Genomic DNA, 18,376 nt, shown 5'->3' with positions numbered 1-18,376 from the left:
GACGGCAAAGGCAGAGGCAACGGCTTTGGCTGACGGGCATCTCCGTGTTGGCGAGCGGGGGCCAGGCCCCGCCGGGACGCGCCGTAAACCCATCCTTGGGGGCTCGACGTGCGCCATCCATGGCGCACGACGGTCCCGTCAGGGCCTGGCCCCCACTCGCCAGACAGATCTGGATGGACGGTTGGGCAAGCCAGAGCGGCCTCTTCGGCAAGCGGTAACAGGCCTCAGGCCACAGGTGTAAGGCAAGTAACAGCAGACAGGCGCCGATTGGCGCCTGTCTGCGTTTGACTGGCTCTCGACTGGCTCTCCTTTGAAGACCAGCCAAGTGTCGACGGCGCGGTGTGGGTGGGTCTGCAGGACCGTTGTGCGCCATGGATGGCGCACATCGAGCCCCCATGGACGGGTTCACGGCGGGTCCAGCAGACCCACCCACACCGCGCCAACCCCGTAGGAGGCCACGCCCGGCGCTTTGCGCCTTCAGCTCTGGCTCTGGCTCTGGCTCCCGCTCCGGCTTTGGCTCCGGCTTTGGCTCCGGCCTCGGCTTTCCTACACACCGATCCGGCATCCGAGGACACGGCCCGTAGCCTGGGCAAGGTAAACTAGCGCGATGTCTTCCCGCCCCGCGCACGACCTGCTCAGCCGCATCTTTGGTTACGACGAATTCCGCGGTCCGCAGCAGGCGATCGTCGAGCATGTCGCCGCCGGCAATGACGCGCTCGTCCTCATGCCCACCGGCGGCGGCAAATCGCTCTGCTACCAGGTCCCCTCCCTGCTCCGCGACGGCACCGGCATCGTCATCTCGCCGCTGATCGCCCTCATGCAGGACCAGGTCGAAGCCCTGCGCCAGCTCGGCGTGCGCGCCGAATACCTCAACTCCACCCTCGATGGCGAAACCGCCGCCCGCGTCGAGCGCGAACTGCTCGCCGGCGAACTGGAAATGCTCTACGTCGCCCCCGAGCGACTGCTGACCGGCCGCTTCCTCTCGCTGCTCTCGCGCAGCCGGATCGCCCTGTTCGCCATCGACGAAGCCCATTGCGTCTCGCAGTGGGGCCACGACTTCCGTCCCGAATACCGCCAGCTCACCGTCCTGCACGAGCGCTGGCCCGACGTCCCGCGCATCGCGCTGACCGCCACCGCCGATCCGCCGACCCAGCGCGAAATCGCCGAACGCCTGGACCTGACCAACGCCCAGCACTTCGTCAGCTCCTTCGACCGTCCCAACATCCGCTACACCGTCGTCCAGAAAGACAACGCCAAGCGCCAGCTGCTGGACTTTCTCAAGGTCCACCGCCAGGAAGCCGGCATTGTCTACTGCATGTCACGGCGCAAGGTGGAAGAAACCGCCGAGTTCCTGTGCAAGGAGGGCATGAACGCCCTGCCCTACCACGCAGGCCTGCCCGCCGAGGTACGCGCCGCCAACCAGCGCCGCTTCCTGCGCGAGGATGGCATCGTCATGTGCGCCACCATCGCCTTCGGCATGGGCATCGATAAGCCGGACGTGCGCTTCGTCGCGCATACCGATCTGCCCAAATCGATGGAAGGGTATTACCAGGAAACCGGCCGCGCGGGGCGCGACGGCGAGCCTGCCGAAGCCTGGCTCTGCTATGGGCTCGGCGATGTCGTGCTGCTCAAGCAGATGATCGAACAGTCCGAAGCCGGCGAAGACCGCAAAACGCTCGAGCGGTCCAAACTCGACCACCTGCTCGGCTACTGCGAATCCATGCAATGCCGCCGCCAGGTCCTGCTGGCCGGGTTCGGGGAAACCTACCCCCAACCGTGCGGCAACTGCGACAACTGCCTGCTGCCGCCGGATGCCTGGGATGCCAGCGTCGCCGCCCAGAAAGCGCTGAGCTGCGTCTACCGCAGCGGGCAGCGCTTCGGTGTCGGCCATCTGATCGACATCCTGCGCGGCGGTGACAACGAGAAGGTCCGTCAGTTCGGGCATACCGAGCTGAGTACCTACGGGATCGGCAAGGACCTGGATGCCCGCAGCTGGCGCAGCGTGTTCCGCCAGCTGGTCGCCTCCAGCCTGCTGGAGGTGGACAGCAGCGCGTACGGTGGCCTGCGCCTGACCGATGGGAGCCGCGAGGTGCTCAAGGGCCAGCGCAAGGTCATGATGCGCCGCGAAACACCCAAGGCCGCCCGCGAGCGCGAGCGCAGCGGCCAGCGCACCGGCCTGTCGGTGCTGCCGCAGGATCTGGCGCTGTTCAACGCGCTGCGTGGCCTGCGCGCCGAACTCGCGCGCGAGCAGAACGTGCCGGCCTTCGTGATCTTCCACGACAGCACCCTGCGCAATATCGCCGAACAGCGCCCCACCAGCGTCGACGCGCTGGGCCGGGTCGGTGGCATCGGCGGCACCAAGCTGGCCCGCTACGGCGACCGCCTGGTCGAGATCGTGCGCGAGGAAGGCTGATGCCCCGGCCTGTTCAGGCAGACCCGGCTCCAGAGTTGAACCCTGCGTTCAGCCACAGGTGCGGCCGCCAGGGTTTGGCAGTAAGGTGAGGCCCCATGTCCGCCAGTGGCCTGCTCCTGCGAGTCGTCCTGATGCTCAGCCTGTTGCTCAACGGGCTGAATGTCGCCATGGCCGGTCCCATGGCGCTGGCCATGGCCGAACCGAGCCGAGCCAGCACACCCGGCACGCCCTGCCATGGCGATGCACCGATGCCTGCCGCGCACCATCACGACGCCATGGCCACCGCCGACACCAGCGTCCAGGCCCCGCACGATGGCGACCATTGCAAGATCAAGGACTGCCTGCGCAGCTGTGCCCAGCAGCCCAGCCTGACCGTCCAGATCGCGTGGATCGCCACGCCGCCACCGTTGTCGCTGGCACCGATCCTGACCGCGCATCCGTCGCGGCCGATGCCCCCGCTGGACCGCATCACCCGCCCTCCGATCGCCTGATCCGCCGCGCTCTGCGAGCGCCTGCCTGATGCTCTGCGCGCATGCCCCGGTGTGCGTGCGTTGACGGCACTGCGTGTGCCATTCGAATCAGATCCGGAGTTGCAATGTCTTTCCCCAAAACACCCGGCACGGGCACCCCGCCCATGCCGTCGCGCCGCTTGTTCGTCCAGGGCGTGGCTGCCGGCGGCGTGGTCGCCGGCCTGGCCGCCACGGGTCTGAGCCCGCGTGCGTTCGCCGCCGCCGGCCCCGGCCTTGCCGGTGCCCCACAGGTGCTCAGCAGCCATGATGTGCAGCTGAGCATCGGCGAATCGCTGGCCAATTTCACCGGCCGCACCCGCCCGGCGATCACCGTCAACGGCAGCCTGCCCGCGCCGATCCTGCGCTGGCGCGAAGGCCAGACGGTCAACATCCGGGTCGCCAATACGCTGCAGGGCCACCCCACCTCCATCCACTGGCACGGTCTGCTGCTGCCGGCCAACATGGATGGCGTGCCCGGCCTGAGCTTCAACGGCATCGCCCCGGGCGAGGCCTACCAGTACCGCTTCACCCTCAAGCAGTCGGGCACGTACTGGTATCACAGCCATTCCCTGTTCCAGGAACAGGCAGGCCTGTACGGCGCGCTGATCATCGACCCGCTCGAACCGGCGCCGTATCACGTCGACCGCGAGCACGTGATCCTGCTCTCGGACTGGACCGACCTGGACCCCGGCGCGCTGTTCCGGCGCATGAAGAAGCTTGCCGAATACGACAACTACTACAAGCGCACCCTGCCCGACTTCCTCCGCGATGTCCGCAAGGACGGCTGGGCCGCGGCCACCGCCGACCGCGGCATGTGGGGCCGGATGCGGATGACGCCAACCGACATCTCCGACATCAACGCCCACACCTATACCTACCTGCTCAACGGCACCGCCCCGGCCGGCAACTGGACCGGGCTGTTCCGCAGCGGCGAGAAGGTGCTGCTGCGCTTCATCAACGGCGGCTCGATGACCTATTTCGACGTGCGCATCCCGGGCCTGAAGATGACCGTGGTCGCCGCCGATGGCCAGTACATCCACCCGGTCAGCATCGATGAATTCCGCATCGCCCCGGCCGAGACCTTCGATGTGATCGTCGAACCCAGCGGCCAGGACGCGTACACGATCTTCTGCCAGGACATGGGCCGCACCGGCTATGCCGCCGGCACGCTGGCGGTACGCCACGGCCTGCAGGCGCCGATTCCCGCCCGCGACCCGCGCCCGCTGCTGACCATGAGTGACATGGGCCACGACATGGGCCATGCCACCAACGGGATGGCGGGCCACGACATGAAGGGCATGGAAGGCGGCTGCGGTGCCAGCATGGGCCACGGCGCGCACGGCGCCGATACCAACGCGCCGCGTCACCCGGCCAGCGAGCAAGGCAACCCGCTGGTGGACATGCAGAGCATGGCCACCGAGCCCAAGCTGGATGACCCTGGTATCGGCCTGCGCGACAACGGCCGCAACGTACTCACCTACGGCGCGATGCGCAGCCTGTTCGACGATCCCGATGGGCGCGATCCCGGCCGCGAGGTCGAGCTGCACCTGACCGGCCACATGGAAAAATTCAGCTGGTCCTTCGACGGCATTCCCTTCGCCAGCGCCGAACCGCTGCGCCTGAACTACGGAGAGCGCATGCGCATCGTGCTGGTCAACGACACGATGATGCAGCACCCGATCCATCTGCACGGCGTGTGGAGCGATCTGGAAAACGCGGACGGCGAGTTCCACCTGCGCAAGCACACCATCGACATGCCGCCCGGCACCCGCCGCACCTACCGCGTCCGTGCCGACGCACTCGGCCGCTGGGCCTACCACTGCCACCTGCTGTACCACATGGAAGCGGGCATGATGCGCGAAGTGAGGATCGAAGAATGAGCCGCTCACCTTTCATCGCCACATCGGCCTTGAGCACTGCCCTGCTGCTGGCATTGTCGGCACCGGCCTGGGCGCAGTCGCATGCCGGCCATGCCAGCCATGCCACGACACCGACCCCGACCGATGCGCCACCGGCAGATGACGGCAACGTCGATCACAGCCAGATGGATCATTCGAAGATGGGCCACGGTAGCGTCGACCACGCCCAGATGGATCATTCGACGATGGACCACGGCAGCACTGATCACAGCCAGATGGACCATTCGACGATGGACCACGGCACGACCGATCACGGCGAGATGGACCATTCGAAGATGGACCACGCCGCGATGGGGCATGGCACGCCGAAGCCGCCTGCCCCTACCGAACCGCTCGAACCGATTCCTGTCGTGACCGCCGCCGACCGCCTCGCCGCGTTCCCGCCGATCGACCACGGCGCGATGGAGCATGCGCCGGAGATCCACAGCATGCTGCTGGTCAACCGCCTCGAACACTGGGACGGTCAGCACGGTACCGGCCAGGCGTGGGAGGCCAGCGGCTGGGTCGGCGGCAACATCCACCGGCTGTGGCTGCGCAGCGAAGGCGAGCGCAGTGACGGCCGCACCGGATCGACCGATCTGGAAGTGATGTACGGCCGCAGCGTGTCGCCGTGGTGGGACGTACTGGTCGGCGTGAAACAGGATTTCCGCCCGGCCGATTCACGCACCTGGGCGGCGTTCGGCATCCAGGGCTTGGCGCCGTACAAATTCGAGACCTCGGCCACGGCCTATGTCGGCGAAGGCGGCCAGGTCGCGGCCACGGTGGAAGTGGAGTACGAGCTGCTGCTGACCAACCGCCTGATCCTGCAGCCGCTGGTGGAAGCCCGTTTCTCGGCCAAGGACGAACCGGAGTATGGCAACGGTTCGGGACTCAACAAGGTCGAGGCCGGGCTGCGCCTGCGCTACGAGTTCAGCCGCCGCTTCGCGCCTTACATCGGCATCAGCCACGAGCGGCTGTTCGGCGATACCGCTGATTACCACGAGGCGGCCGGCGAGCGCGCGCGCGATACCCGCTGGGTGGCGGGCGTGCGGGTCTGGTTCTGATCCAGCCGCGATGACAGGTTCCGGGTACCGACGTACCCGGAACCACGGCCGACCCCAGGCGATGGCGTAAGCTGCCGGCCCCACCTGCCTGCCTTGCGCCATGATGTTGACCCTCCGCCGTGCCACCGTTGCCGATGCCGATGCGCTCTCGGCGATCGCCATCGCCACCTACACCGAAACTTTCGGCGATTCCTACCCGCCGCAGGACCTGCACGCGTTCCTGCACAGGCACTATTCGGTCGAGCCGCAGCGTCACGAACTCGCCGATCCACGCAACGCGGCGTGGCTGCTGCAAGACGGGGAACATGTGGTGGGTTATCTCGCCGCAGGGCCCAACAGCCTGCCGCATGCCGAGGCCAGCGAGGGCGATATCGAGCTCAAACGCCTCTACCTGCTCGCCAGTCACCAGCGTGGCGGCCACGGCGCGTGCCTGATGGACGCCTTCCTGGCGTGGCTCGATCAGCCACAGCGGCGCACGCTGTGGATCGGCGTGTGGTCCGAGAACCTGGGTGCGCAGCGCTTCTATGCGCGCTACGGCTGCAGCAAGGTGGGCGAATACGATTTCCCGGTCGGCGACAGCGTCGACCGGGAATTCATCCTGCGCCGCGCCTGAGCGCAGCGCAGGCGTGCATCAGAAGTCGAACAGGTCCGACAGGAAGCTCTCTTTCTTTTTCTTGCGGTAGCCCTGCTGGTCACCGTACTGCTGCTGGCCCAGGTGTCGGGTATCACGGTGCTGCACGGCAGCCGGCGGCGGCGGTGCGGCCGCGCGCACCGGCGCGGGGGCGGCGGCACCGGCCGAGCGCTCGATGATCTTGTCCAGCTCGCCTCGGTCCAGCCACACGCCACGGCACTGCGGGCAGTAGTCGATCTCGATGCCTTGGCGCTCGGACATCTGCAGCGCTTGGGTCTTGCATACGGGGCATTGCATGGGCGGCAATCCAAGGGGCAAAGCCGCACTCTAGCCGGTCATACCTGACCGTGGTGCAACGCGGCCATGACCGATGGCCCCCCGACCTATGCCCCATGCTGCGGGTGTGGCAATCGCGAACAATCCACGCCGTCCCTGGATATGGAGCGTCCCATGCCGTCCCTCCGCCTGCCCACCTGGCTGTCCGCCTGCGTGGTGGTGCTGACCCTGGCCGTGTCGATCAATCTGCGCGACCTCGCCGCGTGGCTGGGCACGCCGATTCCGAAGCTGCCGATCCCCTATGGCGGCGCCATCCTCGACAACGGCCTGGGCGTGCTGCTGGTGCTGGCCGTGGCTGCGCTGCTGCTGCGCCCCGGGCAACGCCTGCACGCACTGCTCGGGTTGCGCTGGAATGGCTGGCAGGGGCCGGGGCTGGCGCTGCTGGCCACGCTGCCCTGCTGGCTCGGCCTGTGGTGGCTGGGCGGGGTGAATCCCACCCAGGACCTGCTCGCCCTGCTGATGCTCGGCGTGCTGTTCCCGCTCGCCGAGGAAATCATCTTCCGCGGCTTCGGCTTCATCTTCGCCCATCGCCAGCAGCGCTGGCCGTGGCTGGCGGCCGCGCTGGTGCAGGCGGTGATCTTCGGTGCGATCCACTGGTGGTCGTTCGGCGGCGGCGGGGGCATGGCGCTGCAGGTGTTCGCCATCACCGGCATCGGCGGGCTGGTATTCGCCTGGCTCAACACCCTGGACGACTACACCCTGTGGAGCGGGCTGGCCCTGCACGTCTCGCTCAACCTGGCCTGGAACGTCTTCGTGATCAGCGAGGCCACCGCGGTCGGCTGGCCGGCGACAGTGCTGCGCCTGTCGGCAGCGGGGTTGGCGGTCGGGCTGGTGTGGGCCTGGCACCGTGGACGCCGGCGGTCGGCGGCCGTTGCCTGAGCGCCGTGGGCGCTACGGGCGGTACGATCCCGCCCCCGATTCACCCGGCATTTGGTCGCCGTCGACGGTCTCCTCACCGGCGGCCCGCGATACTTGCGCGCCCCTCTCCGGGGGTAAGCAGGAACCACGCTCCATGTTGTTGTCCAAGCACCATCCCGAACCGCGCGTGCTGTTGATCGAAGACACCGAAGACACCCGCGAACTGAGCCGCATGGCGCTGGAAAGCCAGGCCTGCGAAGTCGTGGCGGTCAGTTCCGCCGAAGCCGCGCTGGGCCTGCTGCAGGCCGGCGAGCGCTTCGATCTGGTGTTCACCGATGTCTGCCTGGGCGCGGTGAGTGGCATCGAGGCGGCGCATCGGGTCAAGCAGGAACAGCCCGGGCTGCCGGTGCTGGTCACCTCGGGCCTGGAGCCCTCCGTGGTGCTGCCTCAGCTCGGCCCGGGCATGCATTTCCTGCCCAAGCCTTACAGCATGAGCGAGCTGCTCGACGCGATCCGTGCCTGCTTCCAGCACCCGCTGGCGGCCTGCGCCTGAGGCGAGTCACCTGCGGGGCCCGGCGACCGTCCGGGCGCGCAGCTCGGTGATCTTCATCCGGATTTCATGTCCGCGTGGCCATCGTCGTTGCCGGGAACGGGGGTCTCCCGCTTCCCATACGATGCGACGCGCTCCTTTTCCTTGCCGGAATCGACGACATGCTCTTCCGTATGCTGCTGGCCACGCCCCTGCTGTTGATGCTGCCGTTGGAAGACGCGCGCGCGGATGACTTCGTCACCTGCGAGAGCCGCGACAACCGCTATCAATCCTGCGCCCTGCCCCGCGCGGGCTACGTCACCCTGGACCGCAAACTGTCCGGTGCAGACTGCCGCCAGGGCCGCAACTGGGACTACGACCGCCGCGAGGTGTGGGTCGACGATGGCTGCCGCGCCTCGTTCCGGGTGCACGGCGGCAGCGACCGCGATGACCGCCATGACGATGACAACCACGACGCCAAAGTCGCCGCCGGCGTATTGATCGGCGCGGCGATTCTCGGCGCGTTGGCCCACAACGCCAACAAGGATGACGCGCGCTACGACGACGAGAACTACCAGGGCGCCCGCCACACGTCCTATGTGCCCGACTGGATGGTCGGCGAGTTCGAGGGCTACAACCCGACCTTCAACGCCGACATCCGCATGCGCATCGACAGCGACGGCCGCATGAGCGCACAGACGCGTGGGCAGTCGTTGAACGGCTGGGTCAATGGCGGCCAGCTCAACGTCGGCAGCAGCGTGTTCGACATCAGCCAGAGCCGCGACGGCTTCGTCACCACCGAAGTGGGCGACCGGCAGAACGAGGTGCGCTACCGCCGCGTGCGCTGAGCAACGCGGCGGTGGCCGCCATCACTTGGCGATCTGACACTGCAGCGTGGTGCCGTAGAACTCCAGCGTGGTCTGGTCGTTGTGGGTCCGCAGGTCCACGCCTTCGCGCCCCCAGCGACCGCCGTTGTTTTCCTCGCGGGTGACCGGCACCGGGAACACGATCGCCTGGTCATTGCCCCAGCTGATCACGGCCGCAGTGGGATCGATGTCGTTGTAGAACACCGCGGTCACCGGCTTGCTGTTGTCATCGCAGCGGTACTCGACCTTGGCCGGCACCTGGATGCCGCCGGCGTTGAGGGTCAGCTCGACCAGACGCGTCTGGTAGGACTCCACCAGGCAACGGTGCGGGTCCACCGCGCGCGAACAGGCATCGCGACCCTTGATCCAGCCACGCTGCTCGGCCGCGATGTCCAGCTCGTCCGGGCTGGTCTGCACGCGCTTGTAGAGCGCGGCCAGCTGGCGGTCCAGCGCGGCCAGGCGGGCGTCGCCACACACCTGCTGCTCGGCCTCGGAGTGCGCCTTGGCGCAATCGAACGACGGCGGCTGCAGGGTCGGGCTGGCGGGGGTGGCGGGCGCGCTGGCAGCGGGGGCCGATGTGGCCGACGTGGCCGGCGCGGCAGGCTCTGCCGGAGTCGCGGTATCGGACGGCGCCGGCTTGGAACAGGCCGCGAGCGCAAGCGCCCCCACACCCAGCAGGACGAAACGGTTCATGGCACCTCCAACAACGATCAGCGAATGACTGGCTATTGTGCCCCCGTAACCGATTCTGCGGTGTGCACAGGCAGACCGCTCATGGCCCACGCCTGCATCTCCCAACCGTCATTCGAGGACAACCGATTGCCGGGCACCCGCAGGATGCCCCGGCGACGCATGCTGCGCACCGGGTTGCCGCCCTGCCCCGGGTCACCTAGGCTCCATGCCCGAATCGATCCAAGGACCATGCTCCGGATGAGTTGCAGCCTGTTTTCTTCTCTCATGCGACGACTGGCATGGCCGGCGCGTGCGTCTGCACCGACACCGCTGGGCGCGGCCCTCCTCGTGATCTTGCTGGTCCCCTCACCCGCACGTGCCGATGACATACCGCCGCAGTTCATGGCGCAGTACGAAGCCACGCGCGACTACCTGCAACTGCTGCAGCAAGCCGACGCCGACAACGCACCGGAGCAGCTCGACAGCCCACGCGCCATGCAGCTGCTGGCGGCGGTGACCAACACGACCGACGTCCTGGCGCCGGACTACGCGACGGCGGACCTGAGTCTGCTGACCAACGCGTGCCAGTACGGCGTAACGCTGTCCACCCGGTTGATGCAGTTCGGCATGGGTGCGATGCCAGCCGCCGTGCTCCTCCATTCCGGCGAGCAGGCCCGCCAAGGCAACCGCAACGCCGAGCGCTTCCAGGCACAGCTGGGCCTGCTGCTACCGTACCTGCTGCAGTGCGGCGCACGGATGCAGCCACTGGTGGATACGTGGCTGACCGTTGCAACGCCCGCAGAGCTCGCCGGTTTGGGACCGGGCGGCACCGACACCCTTCGCCGCAATGCGCAACGCCAGTACCTGGAGATGCTGGAGGTGATGCGTGCCCAGCCGGCCGGCAGCACGCTGAAGCGGACCCTGGTCCGTGCGCTGGCAGAGACGGCGGCGCCTTACGCGCAGATGCTGCAGCTCGAGCAACGGCAGCCAGTGCGTGACGCGTTGAAGGACGCGCTGGAACAGGTGGACCCAAGCGACGTTCCGCTCCTGCAGCAGGCCATTGCCGGGTTCAGCAGCGACCATTGCGGGACACTCTGCCAATCCTGATACATCGACGGCCGCAGCCTCCAACTCGGCGCCTGGGATGAAGGCACGTTGTGGACCAGCAGCGCCGTGGGTGGTCCCGCCCACGCGGTGTAGCACTTGGTCATGAGACTACCCTGACCCGATGCTCATCCCAGTGCGACCCTCGCGTAACAGCGGCAGGTCCACGCTGGGGTTGCGACATCACGTCGCCTTGGAGTCACACCATGTCCAACATGCAGAACAACGAAAACAACGTCAAGAATGCTGCTGCTGCACAGAAAGGCCCGCAGTCCGAACAGGACCGCAAGGACGCGCAGGCCAAGCAGCAGAAGCAGGAACAGGACACCAAGAACGCCCCTGACGCAGGCAACAAGCCGCAGCAGAAGTAATTCGTCTGCCGCATGGTGGGGCTGCGCATCCGCGCAGCCCTCACATGCAGACGGCGACTAGGCGCACTCGGCGCCATCCCGCACCCTTCAACGTCTCGCGTCCTTCAATCTCCTTCATCCTTCACTACGAAGCTCATTCGCGACGCTGTTGATTCGCGACGCTACGCATGCGCGTGCTTCCTTGAAGGTGTAGGTGACGGTGTGGATGACTATGCATCCCGGCCCCGCAGGTCATCTACCTCCTGGCGCATGTCGTCCCAACCGAGCCGCGTCTCCAGCAGCATGCCGTTGAGCGTTCGTCGCGCATGTGCCGTCAGTGCGCCATCGCGCGCGGCAACTTCGAGTGCCCTCACCAGACGCGCTTCAGCTGCCTGGCTCTCACTGGCGTACTGGATGCCCGCATCCCCGAGTACGGTGCCCAACCTGCCGAAGCCGCCACGGAGGCTGCCGGCCAGGGTACGGTGGCGGGCGGGCTGACCGCCGGCGTCGCGCACCAGCCGCGTGACCCCATCGATGACCTGCATTTTCGCTGCGGCCATCCGCATCATCAGCGCGTTCAACTGCGGATCCTGCGTCCCGTCGTCGGCGACGGCTCTGGCGTAGATGTCGTGGCCGTCGCGCGCGATGCCGATGATCTGGTTGAGTTCGCGTATCGCGTGGCCGGATTGGACGGTACTCATCACACCGCTCCGTGGGATCGTGGCCCACTGTGGCCGGGTATGGCCTGATCGTGCGCGCGTCGTAGGGACGGTGGCGTGATGCGACCCCGGGGACTTCCGGGGAACACGCGCATTGGCTACGATCGACCGGAGTCGATCGCACACACGATCCCGTCACCCTTGCCCCGTGCGGCACTGCGCCGGGTCGCAAGGAGGCTGTATGGCAGGGATGAGAGGGATCGTGATCACGCTGGCGATGCTGGCCATGGCATCGCCGGAAGCATGCCGTGCCACACCGGCATTCGATCGAAGCGGCTGGCAGGCCGACCACGCGGCACTCAAGCAGATCCTGGCGCACGATTACGCGCACCTGGCCTGGGTCGCCTCGCCTCAGGGCGGCGTGGATCTACCCGCGCTGGATGCCTCCGCGCAGCGCGCACTGGCCGAAGCGCATACCGATGCGCAGGCGGCCCAGGCCCTTCGCACCTTCCTGGCCGGCTTCCATGACGGCCACCTCAGCCTGCTCGACCCGCTTGAACAGGCCCCCAGCTCCCCGGCGCCCGCTGCTGTGGACCCACGGGCCCTGGGCGCTGGCGCAGGCTGTGCATTGCTTGGCGTATCCGACGAGGGTCGCCACGATTTCAGCCTGCCGCTGGACACGCTGCCGGGTTACCACCCCTTGAATGATGTGGCCGAGCCCATGCTGCGCGCCGGCACGCTGTCCTTGCCGGACGGGCACACGATCGGCCTGCTGCGGTTGCACGAGTTCGATGCGCTGCGCTATCCAGGCGTGTGCCACGCGCTGTGGCCACAGCTGCGGCAGGCCGACGCCACCGCGGAGATGCGCGGCACAGTGGGCCGCAGTTGGGTCGCTGCGATTGCCGCCAGCCTGCGGCGCTTCCAGCAGGACGGCGTGGAGGCGGTACTGGTGGATGTGGGTGACAACCCGGGCGGTGACGACAGCGGCGACACCCTCGCGCGCCTGTTTACTTCGCAGCCGGTGGCCTCCGCCGTCCTGGAGGTCAGCCAGTCGGCGGCGGGCAAACCGTATCTGGACGAGCAGTACGAACGGCTCGACGACGCGCTGCGTCATCACCACCCCAACGCGGCCGCCCGACGGCTGTTGAGCACGCAGCGCGCCGCCTTCCAGGCATCGCGGCAGGCGGTGGCCATGCCGCCCTGCGATCTGTCCTGGGCCTGGCGCACGCAGCAGGCATGGGACGCAGCACCGTGCCGGCGCCTGGTCGCGGCGGGTACGTCCGGCGGTCCGCTGCCGAGCCCTGCCGTGGACACCCTCGATGATTTCCTGATCGCCCACCGCCTGGACTGGGCACAGGATCTGCGCGGGCACTGGGGCGCATGGAATGGCCCGGTGTATGTGTTGACCAACGGAAAGACCGCGTCCTCGGCCGAAATGTTTGCCGCGCGCATGCAGGACAACCACATCGCCCGCATCGTCGGTACGCACAGCGGCGGCTATGGCTGTGGCTTCATGAGTGCAGACGCGCCGCCTGAACTCCCCCATTCGCACCTGCGCGTGCGCGTACCGAACTGCGTACGCCTGCGTGCCGACGGCAGCGACGAAGTTGCCGGCATCACCCCGGACCTGCCCGTCATTCCGCGCAGCGGAGAAAGCGCCCGGGCACGGGCGCAGCGCGTGGTGGATACGCTCGCCAGCGACATCGGGATGCATTGAGCCCGGCCCCGGCGGCGCAGGGGTCACCCCTGGTGGGCCGCTACACTACGCACGCTGCAGGATCCGCAGCGTCTGGCACCGCCCGCCTCATGGAACGACGTTACTTCGCCACGCTGCTCGCCTTGATTCTCCATCAGATCGATGCCGCCTTCTGGCGTGAGTGGGAGATGTTCCTGCTGCCGGGTGGCGTGCAGGGCTTCCTGGTGTTCAATCTGATCGCCGTGGGCGTGGTGGTGCTCGGCTACCGCCATGTGGTGCTGCAGACCGGCAAGGCACGCGGTTTCGCGAGGCTCTGCGCGGCACTGGGCCTGGCCACCTTCATCATCCACCTCGGCTTCGCGCTGTATGGCCATCGCGCATTTCATCTGCCGGTGTCGATGGCGATCATTCTTGCCTGCCTGGTGTCGGCCTTGTGCCTGCTGCGCTCGCTGCGCAGTGCAGCTGCTGCCTCGGCCGGCGGTCGCGGAGACGCCCATCCCCGCGCATGAAAAAGGCGACCTCGCGGTCGCCTTGATCATGGATGCAGTGCTTGATGGCGCTCGATCCATAGCTCGGCCCCGGCCCGGCCCTTCTCATGGGTGCTGCATGGCCGTCGGATCTGCTGCTCCCGCGGCAGGTGCTGATCCAGAGCGGCGAAGTACGGACCGCCCCAGTGTTTCTGGTATAGCCGGTCCACCCACACGCCCTCGAACGCGATCACGTCCTTTTCGTGGGCGGCGGCGGCTCTCTGCCAGCGGAACTCGGGGGGCAACGGCATGGGCGGAGGATACCGACCGAGGTCTCAAATCACGCGACGGTTGGTCAACAACGGCCAAACGACCAAACGCGGGGGCCCCTGCAGGACTTAGGGCGCCGGCATGCTGCTTGGGGCACCTTAAATCTCTCGCCCCCCCCCCCAAGCACCGTCGTGACAAATCTTTAACCATCCCCCAGAGTAGATAGCCTAAACAGGGAGTAGTTATGGGGCCATCGGCTCGCAAATCCAGACTCGGCCACTTTTCGGATTGGCACCAGGAGCTCGCGAGACTTCGCGATCACAAGCGTTGCGAAAGCCCGACCTTCTTCATGCCGTATCACTTCGCGACGATGGCACTTGTTGCAAAGGAAATGGGCCCAGGACAGCTTGTTCTCCCGAATGAAGTGACGGAATACGCTGCGAAGATTCGCTTGTGGGAGGCCATCGGGCAGGAAAGCCCAATGATCGTGGAGGGCCGCCCAGCAAGTACGCGGTACCACGACCTCACGCCAATCAGATCAAATGACGATGTCGACAATGTTGCAAGTGCCATCGCCGAAATGCTCACAAGTCACAGCGGAGCATGCACATTCGAGACAAGAAACGACCTCTTCGTGATGCTTGCTGAGTTGATTGGCAACTGCTACTCCCATGCCAGGGCCGAAGACGGGCTACATGGCTTGGTGTGCGCTCAGACGTGGTACAAGGAGTCGAGGGCCCAGTTTGCTATTGCCGATAGCGGCATAGGCATACGTGAGAGCCTGAAAGAGAATGCCGATTTGGCAGAGAAGCTGTCCCAACGAAACTCCTGCTCGTTGGCTTGTGAGTGGGGAGTCTCGAGCAAGCTCGGCGTGGGCCATCAGGGCTATGGTCTCACCGTGGCGTGCGACATGGCGCTTAACACTCCCGGATCGACCCTCTTTGTTCAGTCTTGTGATGAGGCTATTTTTATTGACAATGGAGCGGTTCAGGAGATCTCATCTTTCAAACACGGCTTTTCGGGTACGCTGGTTGTGTTCGAGTGGGACATTGGCACAAAGCTGGACCTAGCTCAGGTCTACGCTAACTGGCCACAATCACAGGGTGATAGCGATGAATACTTCTAATTTCATGGTTAAGATGATCTCGCCCTCTACCGCCACGCGGCCGAACGGACTTGCCGCTCGCCAGCGCATAAAGAGGGAGCTTGCCACGGCCGAGGCTGTGGTGGTTGACCTACAGGATGTGGTCCTGACTCCCTCATTCGCGGATGAGTTCCTAGGTGTTCTGCTAGTTGAACTAGGCGAAAGTGACTTCAGACGACGAATTCGCATCATCAATGTCGGGTCTACTTCGAGACCGTTACTGCGTCAGGTTCTCAATCACAGATCCGGCAGTTCGCCCATTGACGTCAAGGCACACGATGCATTGCATTCTAGGCATCTAGTGCCTCATCACTGAGGGCAAAGTCCAGACCGACTAAACGGCCCTACGGGGCCGTTTTTCTGTGGAAAGCTTAAGCGGCAGCTCGCTTATGACGGCCAGTAAAGCTAACAGAAACCTCGCGAAGACTAGACGCGCACCTCTATCAGCGGCAGGTTTGGCGCCACCACAACGATCCGCCCCCCAAGAACCCACACGTTGCAGGGAATGGTGCCCCCCGCAAGATGCCAATCGCCCGCATCTGCGCCCAGTCATAGGTCGTCAGGCTGCGGGTCCCATCTGAGTTATGCGCGGTGACCGTCGCCAGCAGCCGCGGGCTGGCGCTGACCAGCCCGTCAAATTGATCCCACAGTTCAGTCCGCATCGCTGTAGTGCCTCTCAAGGGTGATGGTCTGCTCGATCACGACGGCCTTCTCGCCGATGCGTGCCTCGGTCCTTACGGCCGTACACAGGCCATGCCACGTGCCTTCCTCCCCCACTACCTCGACCAGGTCGAGCGGCGGGATCCGGCCGACCTCGCCAGAGCGGAGGGGTGCGGTGAACAGGGGCAGCACCAGATCGATGGCCGCCTGCTCGCCGCGGTCCGCCAGAATGTTGCGGCCCCGCTCGGCGCCGGCGGCAGCGGTGTTGATCAGCGGGCTGCTCACCTGCTGGGCGAACAGCTGCCCGGCCTTGCCAGCACGGCGCACCTTGCAGGTCACACCCTTCCCCGCCAGCTCAAGGAGCGCGGGAAGATCAAGATGCCCTCGCCATCGAGCTACGCACGCCTGACCGCGTTCGCACGCGAACGTGGTCAGCGCGATGCACACACCGCCGGCAGTGTGGCGCCATACCTGGCCCACCTCATGGTGATCGCATACAGCTGCCGGCTGCGCGGCATTGAAGTGGTGACCCTCACCGAGGCCAATGCGACCGAGGAAGGCATCCTCAGCAACCGCCGGAAGGGTAGCCGCGACAACATCACTGGGTGGTCGCCTGCGTTGCGAGAGGCATGGGAGGCGCTGATCCAACTGCGTAAGGCCGCCGAACAGCGTCACCGCCGGCCACCGCAACTGCATGCGTCGAAGAGACCAATGTTAGTGAGTCAGCACGGCACGGCGCTTTCGAAGTCCGGACTGGACTCTGCGTAGCAACGGCTCATCAGCCTGGCGCGCGAGGGAGACGATCCGGTGCTGGCCGAGGAAGAAGTGTTTACCCTGCACGGACTGAAGCACCGTGGCATCACCGACAGCAAGGACAAGGCGTCAGGTGGTCATCGAACAGAGCGAATGCGGCAGCGATACGACCACGAGACACCTCTCGTGGAACCAGCCGAGCTCCCCGCACTCTCGATGAACACCAAAGAGCGGGGGTGATACGCCCTTCAGCCGACGTACCCCCGACCTGAGTAGTGGGTGGGTTTAGAATCCAGTGCTGATGGTATCTTTCTTCGCCGCCAACTGCGCGGCGTGCTGGGCGGGTGTTAGTCCGCCAAGCGCTATTTTGGGCCTTTCTTCGTTGTAGTCGCGCCGCCAGCTTTCGATGCTGGTACGGGCATGAAGCAATGTCGGGAACCAGTGCTCGTTGAGGCATTCATCGCGTAAACGCCCGTTGAAAGACTCCACGTAAGCATTCTGGTTCGGTTTGCCCGGCTCGATCAGACGCAGGGCAACTCCCTTGTCGTGAGCCCAGGCCACCATCGCCTTACCGCAAAACTCCTTGCCGTTGTCTGTCCTGATCACTCGTGGCAAGCCGCGCTGCATGGCCAGTCTGTCCAGCACCCTGGACACACCTTGCCCGGAAATTGCCCGCTCCACTTCGATGGCAACAGCCTCGTGGGTGGCGTCGTCGACGATGGTCAGGCACTTGATCACCCGGCCTTCCGCGGTGCGGTCGAACACGAAGTCCATCGACCACACCTCATTGGCTGCGGACGGCCGCAGGAGGGGCTGGCGCTCGCCTACCGGCACCTTCTTACGCTTTCTGCGACGCACCTGCAGGCCCGCTTCCTGATACAAGCGCTCCACTCGCTTGTAGTTCACGACCAGACCTTTCTGTCGCAGTTTCAAATGGATCATGCCCACCCCGTAGCGTCTGTGCCGATGCGCCAGCGCGGCGATCTGCTCGCGCAGCTCAACGTTGTGGTCGGCCCGAGGCTCATAGCGCAGCGCGCTAGCGCTCATCCGCACCACCTTCAGCGCCCGCCGCTCGCTCAACCCCTTCTCGACCATGCTCCGCACCAGCAGCCTGCGCGCCGGTGCGGTCACCACTTTTTTCGCAACGCATCCTTGATGACGTCGTTCTCGAAGACCTGTTCTGCCAGTAGCTTCTTCAGGCGTGTGTTCTCCGCCTCCAGGTCCTTGAGCCGCTTGGCGTCGGGCACGCTCATGCCGCCGAACTTGCTGCGCCACAGGTAGTACGAGGCCTCGCTGAAGCCGTGCTGGCGGCAGAGGTCCTTAATGGGCATGCCGGCCTCAGCTTCGCGTAGGAAGCCGATGATCTGCTCTTCGGAAAAGCGCTTCTTCACGTCCAATCTCCTTGTCATTGAGGATTGGACTCCAAACCGCTTCGCTACTCAATCTCGGGGGGACGTCGACTGGAGCCCGTCGCGCTTCCGGCCAGCGGCCACCAAC

General features: G+C 66.0%; 20 protein-coding genes. 14 read left to right on the top strand and 6 right to left on the bottom strand.

Annotated features, from left to right (window positions below; genetic code table 11):
* Nucleotides 1–607 precede the first annotated feature (607 nt).
* The 5 genes from recQ to ABE546_RS08295 all read left to right on the top strand — a co-directional run bounded on the left by recQ (nt 608) and on the right by ABE546_RS08295 (nt 6,497).
* The gene (gene recQ, locus ABE546_RS08315; protein WP_346463254.1) at nt 608–2,413 is read left to right on the top strand and encodes a DNA helicase RecQ; all 1,806 of its coding nucleotides are present in this window, start codon (nt 608–610) and stop codon (nt 2,411–2,413) included.
* A gap of 95 nt (nt 2,414–2,508) precedes the next feature.
* Nucleotides 2,509–2,904, top strand: coding sequence for a CopL family metal-binding regulatory protein (locus ABE546_RS08310; RefSeq protein ID WP_346463252.1), 396 nt, complete (start codon nt 2,509–2,511; stop codon nt 2,902–2,904).
* Between the two features lie 104 nt (nt 2,905–3,008).
* A complete protein-coding gene (locus ABE546_RS08305) occupies nt 3,009–4,802 on the top strand; it encodes a copper resistance system multicopper oxidase (protein WP_346463251.1) in 1,794 nt (597 codons plus the stop codon).
* Nucleotides 4,799–5,884: a copper resistance protein B gene (locus ABE546_RS08300; protein ID WP_346463249.1), complete on the top strand. Its 1,086-nt coding sequence runs from the start codon at nt 4,799–4,801 to the stop codon at nt 5,882–5,884. The genes ABE546_RS08305 and ABE546_RS08300 overlap by 4 nt, the downstream gene beginning before the upstream one ends.
* Nucleotides 5,885–5,984: 100 nt before the next feature.
* A complete protein-coding gene (locus tag ABE546_RS08295) occupies nt 5,985–6,497 on the top strand; it encodes a GNAT family N-acetyltransferase (protein ID WP_346463247.1) in 513 nt (170 codons plus the stop codon).
* An 18-nt stretch (nt 6,498–6,515) separates the two neighbouring features.
* Here ABE546_RS08295 and ABE546_RS08290 read toward each other — a convergent pair whose 3' ends face one another.
* The gene (locus ABE546_RS08290) at nt 6,516–6,812 is read right to left on the bottom strand and encodes a zf-TFIIB domain-containing protein (RefSeq protein WP_088432901.1); all 297 of its coding nucleotides are present in this window, start codon (nt 6,810–6,812) and stop codon (nt 6,516–6,518) included.
* Between the two features lie 153 nt (nt 6,813–6,965).
* On the opposite strand from ABE546_RS08290, the gene ABE546_RS08285 reads away from it, so the two are divergent.
* The 3 genes from ABE546_RS08285 (at nt 6,966) to ABE546_RS08275 (ending at nt 9,086) form a co-directional block, all read left to right on the top strand.
* Complete coding sequence (locus ABE546_RS08285; RefSeq protein ID WP_346463246.1) at nt 6,966–7,730, top strand: CPBP family intramembrane glutamic endopeptidase; 765 nt, start codon at nt 6,966–6,968, stop codon at nt 7,728–7,730.
* A gap of 133 nt (nt 7,731–7,863) precedes the next feature.
* On the top strand, nt 7,864–8,262 hold the full coding sequence (locus ABE546_RS08280) for a response regulator (protein WP_313210441.1): 399 nt from the start codon (nt 7,864–7,866) through the stop codon (nt 8,260–8,262).
* Between the two features lie 158 nt (nt 8,263–8,420).
* Entirely contained in the window at nt 8,421–9,086 is a 666-nt protein-coding gene (locus tag ABE546_RS08275) for a DUF3011 domain-containing protein (protein WP_346463244.1), read from the top strand.
* A gap of 21 nt (nt 9,087–9,107) precedes the next feature.
* Here ABE546_RS08275 and ABE546_RS08270 read toward each other — a convergent pair whose 3' ends face one another.
* Nucleotides 9,108–9,797: a lysozyme inhibitor LprI family protein gene (locus tag ABE546_RS08270; RefSeq protein WP_346463243.1), complete on the bottom strand. Its 690-nt coding sequence runs from the start codon at nt 9,795–9,797 to the stop codon at nt 9,108–9,110.
* A 327-nt stretch (nt 9,798–10,124) separates the two neighbouring features.
* On the opposite strand from ABE546_RS08270, the gene ABE546_RS08265 reads away from it, so the two are divergent.
* Entirely contained in the window at nt 10,125–10,883 is a 759-nt protein-coding gene (locus tag ABE546_RS08265) for a hypothetical protein (RefSeq protein WP_346463241.1), read from the top strand.
* 203 nt (nt 10,884–11,086) lie between these two features.
* On the top strand, nt 11,087–11,251 hold the full coding sequence (locus ABE546_RS08260; RefSeq protein ID WP_183073690.1) for a hypothetical protein: 165 nt from the start codon (nt 11,087–11,089) through the stop codon (nt 11,249–11,251).
* A 209-nt stretch (nt 11,252–11,460) separates the two neighbouring features.
* Here ABE546_RS08260 and ABE546_RS08255 read toward each other — a convergent pair whose 3' ends face one another.
* Complete coding sequence (locus ABE546_RS08255; protein WP_346463239.1) at nt 11,461–11,931, bottom strand: DUF2383 domain-containing protein; 471 nt, start codon at nt 11,929–11,931, stop codon at nt 11,461–11,463.
* 199 nt (nt 11,932–12,130) lie between these two features.
* On the opposite strand from ABE546_RS08255, the gene ABE546_RS08250 reads away from it, so the two are divergent.
* A complete protein-coding gene (locus ABE546_RS08250; protein WP_346463237.1) occupies nt 12,131–13,606 on the top strand; it encodes a S41 family peptidase in 1,476 nt (491 codons plus the stop codon).
* An 89-nt stretch (nt 13,607–13,695) separates the two neighbouring features.
* Complete coding sequence (locus tag ABE546_RS08245) at nt 13,696–14,094, top strand: DUF6713 family protein (RefSeq protein WP_313210427.1); 399 nt, start codon at nt 13,696–13,698, stop codon at nt 14,092–14,094.
* Between the two features lie 26 nt (nt 14,095–14,120).
* Here the strand turns inward: ABE546_RS08245 and ABE546_RS08240 are convergent, their stop codons facing one another.
* Nucleotides 14,121–14,363, bottom strand: a complete 243-nt coding sequence (locus ABE546_RS08240; RefSeq protein ID WP_346463235.1) for a hypothetical protein — start codon at nt 14,361–14,363, stop codon at nt 14,121–14,123.
* Nucleotides 14,364–14,671: 308 nt separating this feature from the next.
* On the opposite strand from ABE546_RS08240, the gene ABE546_RS08235 reads away from it, so the two are divergent.
* Nucleotides 14,672–15,448: a hypothetical protein gene (locus ABE546_RS08235; protein ID WP_346463233.1), complete on the top strand. Its 777-nt coding sequence runs from the start codon at nt 14,672–14,674 to the stop codon at nt 15,446–15,448.
* 669 nt (nt 15,449–16,117) lie between these two features.
* On the opposite strand, the gene ABE546_RS08230 is transcribed toward ABE546_RS08235, so the two are convergent.
* Nucleotides 16,118–16,465, bottom strand: coding sequence for a hypothetical protein (locus ABE546_RS08230; RefSeq protein ID WP_346463231.1), 348 nt, complete (start codon nt 16,463–16,465; stop codon nt 16,118–16,120).
* 39 nt (nt 16,466–16,504) lie between these two features.
* Between ABE546_RS08230 and ABE546_RS08225 the strand changes: the two genes are divergently transcribed.
* Nucleotides 16,505–16,894 (top strand): hypothetical protein, encoded by a 390-nt coding sequence (locus ABE546_RS08225; RefSeq protein WP_346463229.1) that lies wholly within the window; start codon nt 16,505–16,507, stop codon nt 16,892–16,894.
* Between the two features lie 270 nt (nt 16,895–17,164).
* Here ABE546_RS08225 and ABE546_RS08220 read toward each other — a convergent pair.
* Nucleotides 17,165–18,288, bottom strand: a protein-coding gene (locus ABE546_RS08220) for an IS3 family transposase (protein WP_346463228.1) whose coding sequence is annotated in 2 segments (ribosomal slippage) — nt 17,165–18,012 and nt 18,012–18,288 — 1,125 coding nt in all. Because the reading frame shifts where the segments join, the coding sequence is not laid out codon by codon here.
* Nucleotides 18,289–18,376 lie beyond the last annotated feature (88 nt).

This window comes from Stenotrophomonas sp. TWI377, assembly GCF_039674525.1.
Classification (GTDB): domain Bacteria; phylum Pseudomonadota; class Gammaproteobacteria; order Xanthomonadales; family Xanthomonadaceae; genus Stenotrophomonas.
Note: the sequence above shows the minus strand (reverse complement) of the source record. Positions and strands in the feature narration are given on the sequence as shown.

Coding starts and splice junctions, on each gene's coding strand:
- recQ (WP_346463254.1), top strand. CDS start 608: ATGTCTTCCCGCCCCGCGCACGACCTGCTCAGCCGCATCTTTGGTTAC.
- ABE546_RS08260 (WP_183073690.1), top strand. CDS start 11,087: ATGTCCAACATGCAGAACAACGAAAACAACGTCAAGAATGCTGCTGCT.
- ABE546_RS08290 (WP_088432901.1), bottom strand. CDS start 6,812: ATGCAATGCCCCGTATGCAAGACCCAAGCGCTGCAGATGTCCGAGCGC.
- ABE546_RS08245 (WP_313210427.1), top strand. CDS start 13,696: ATGGAACGACGTTACTTCGCCACGCTGCTCGCCTTGATTCTCCATCAG.
- ABE546_RS08235 (WP_346463233.1), top strand. CDS start 14,672: ATGCCGTATCACTTCGCGACGATGGCACTTGTTGCAAAGGAAATGGGC.
- ABE546_RS08310 (WP_346463252.1), top strand. CDS start 2,509: ATGTCCGCCAGTGGCCTGCTCCTGCGAGTCGTCCTGATGCTCAGCCTG.
- ABE546_RS08255 (WP_346463239.1), bottom strand. CDS start 11,931: ATGAGTACCGTCCAATCCGGCCACGCGATACGCGAACTCAACCAGATC.
- ABE546_RS08225 (WP_346463229.1), top strand. CDS start 16,505: ATGCCCTCGCCATCGAGCTACGCACGCCTGACCGCGTTCGCACGCGAA.
- ABE546_RS08275 (WP_346463244.1), top strand. CDS start 8,421: ATGCTCTTCCGTATGCTGCTGGCCACGCCCCTGCTGTTGATGCTGCCG.
- ABE546_RS08300 (WP_346463249.1), top strand. CDS start 4,799: ATGAGCCGCTCACCTTTCATCGCCACATCGGCCTTGAGCACTGCCCTG.
- ABE546_RS08270 (WP_346463243.1), bottom strand. CDS start 9,797: ATGAACCGTTTCGTCCTGCTGGGTGTGGGGGCGCTTGCGCTCGCGGCC.
- ABE546_RS08250 (WP_346463237.1), top strand. CDS start 12,131: ATGGCAGGGATGAGAGGGATCGTGATCACGCTGGCGATGCTGGCCATG.
- ABE546_RS08280 (WP_313210441.1), top strand. CDS start 7,864: ATGTTGTTGTCCAAGCACCATCCCGAACCGCGCGTGCTGTTGATCGAA.
- ABE546_RS08285 (WP_346463246.1), top strand. CDS start 6,966: ATGCCGTCCCTCCGCCTGCCCACCTGGCTGTCCGCCTGCGTGGTGGTG.
- ABE546_RS08295 (WP_346463247.1), top strand. CDS start 5,985: ATGATGTTGACCCTCCGCCGTGCCACCGTTGCCGATGCCGATGCGCTC.
- ABE546_RS08305 (WP_346463251.1), top strand. CDS start 3,009: ATGTCTTTCCCCAAAACACCCGGCACGGGCACCCCGCCCATGCCGTCG.
- ABE546_RS08240 (WP_346463235.1), bottom strand. CDS start 14,363: ATGCCGTTGCCCCCCGAGTTCCGCTGGCAGAGAGCCGCCGCCGCCCAC.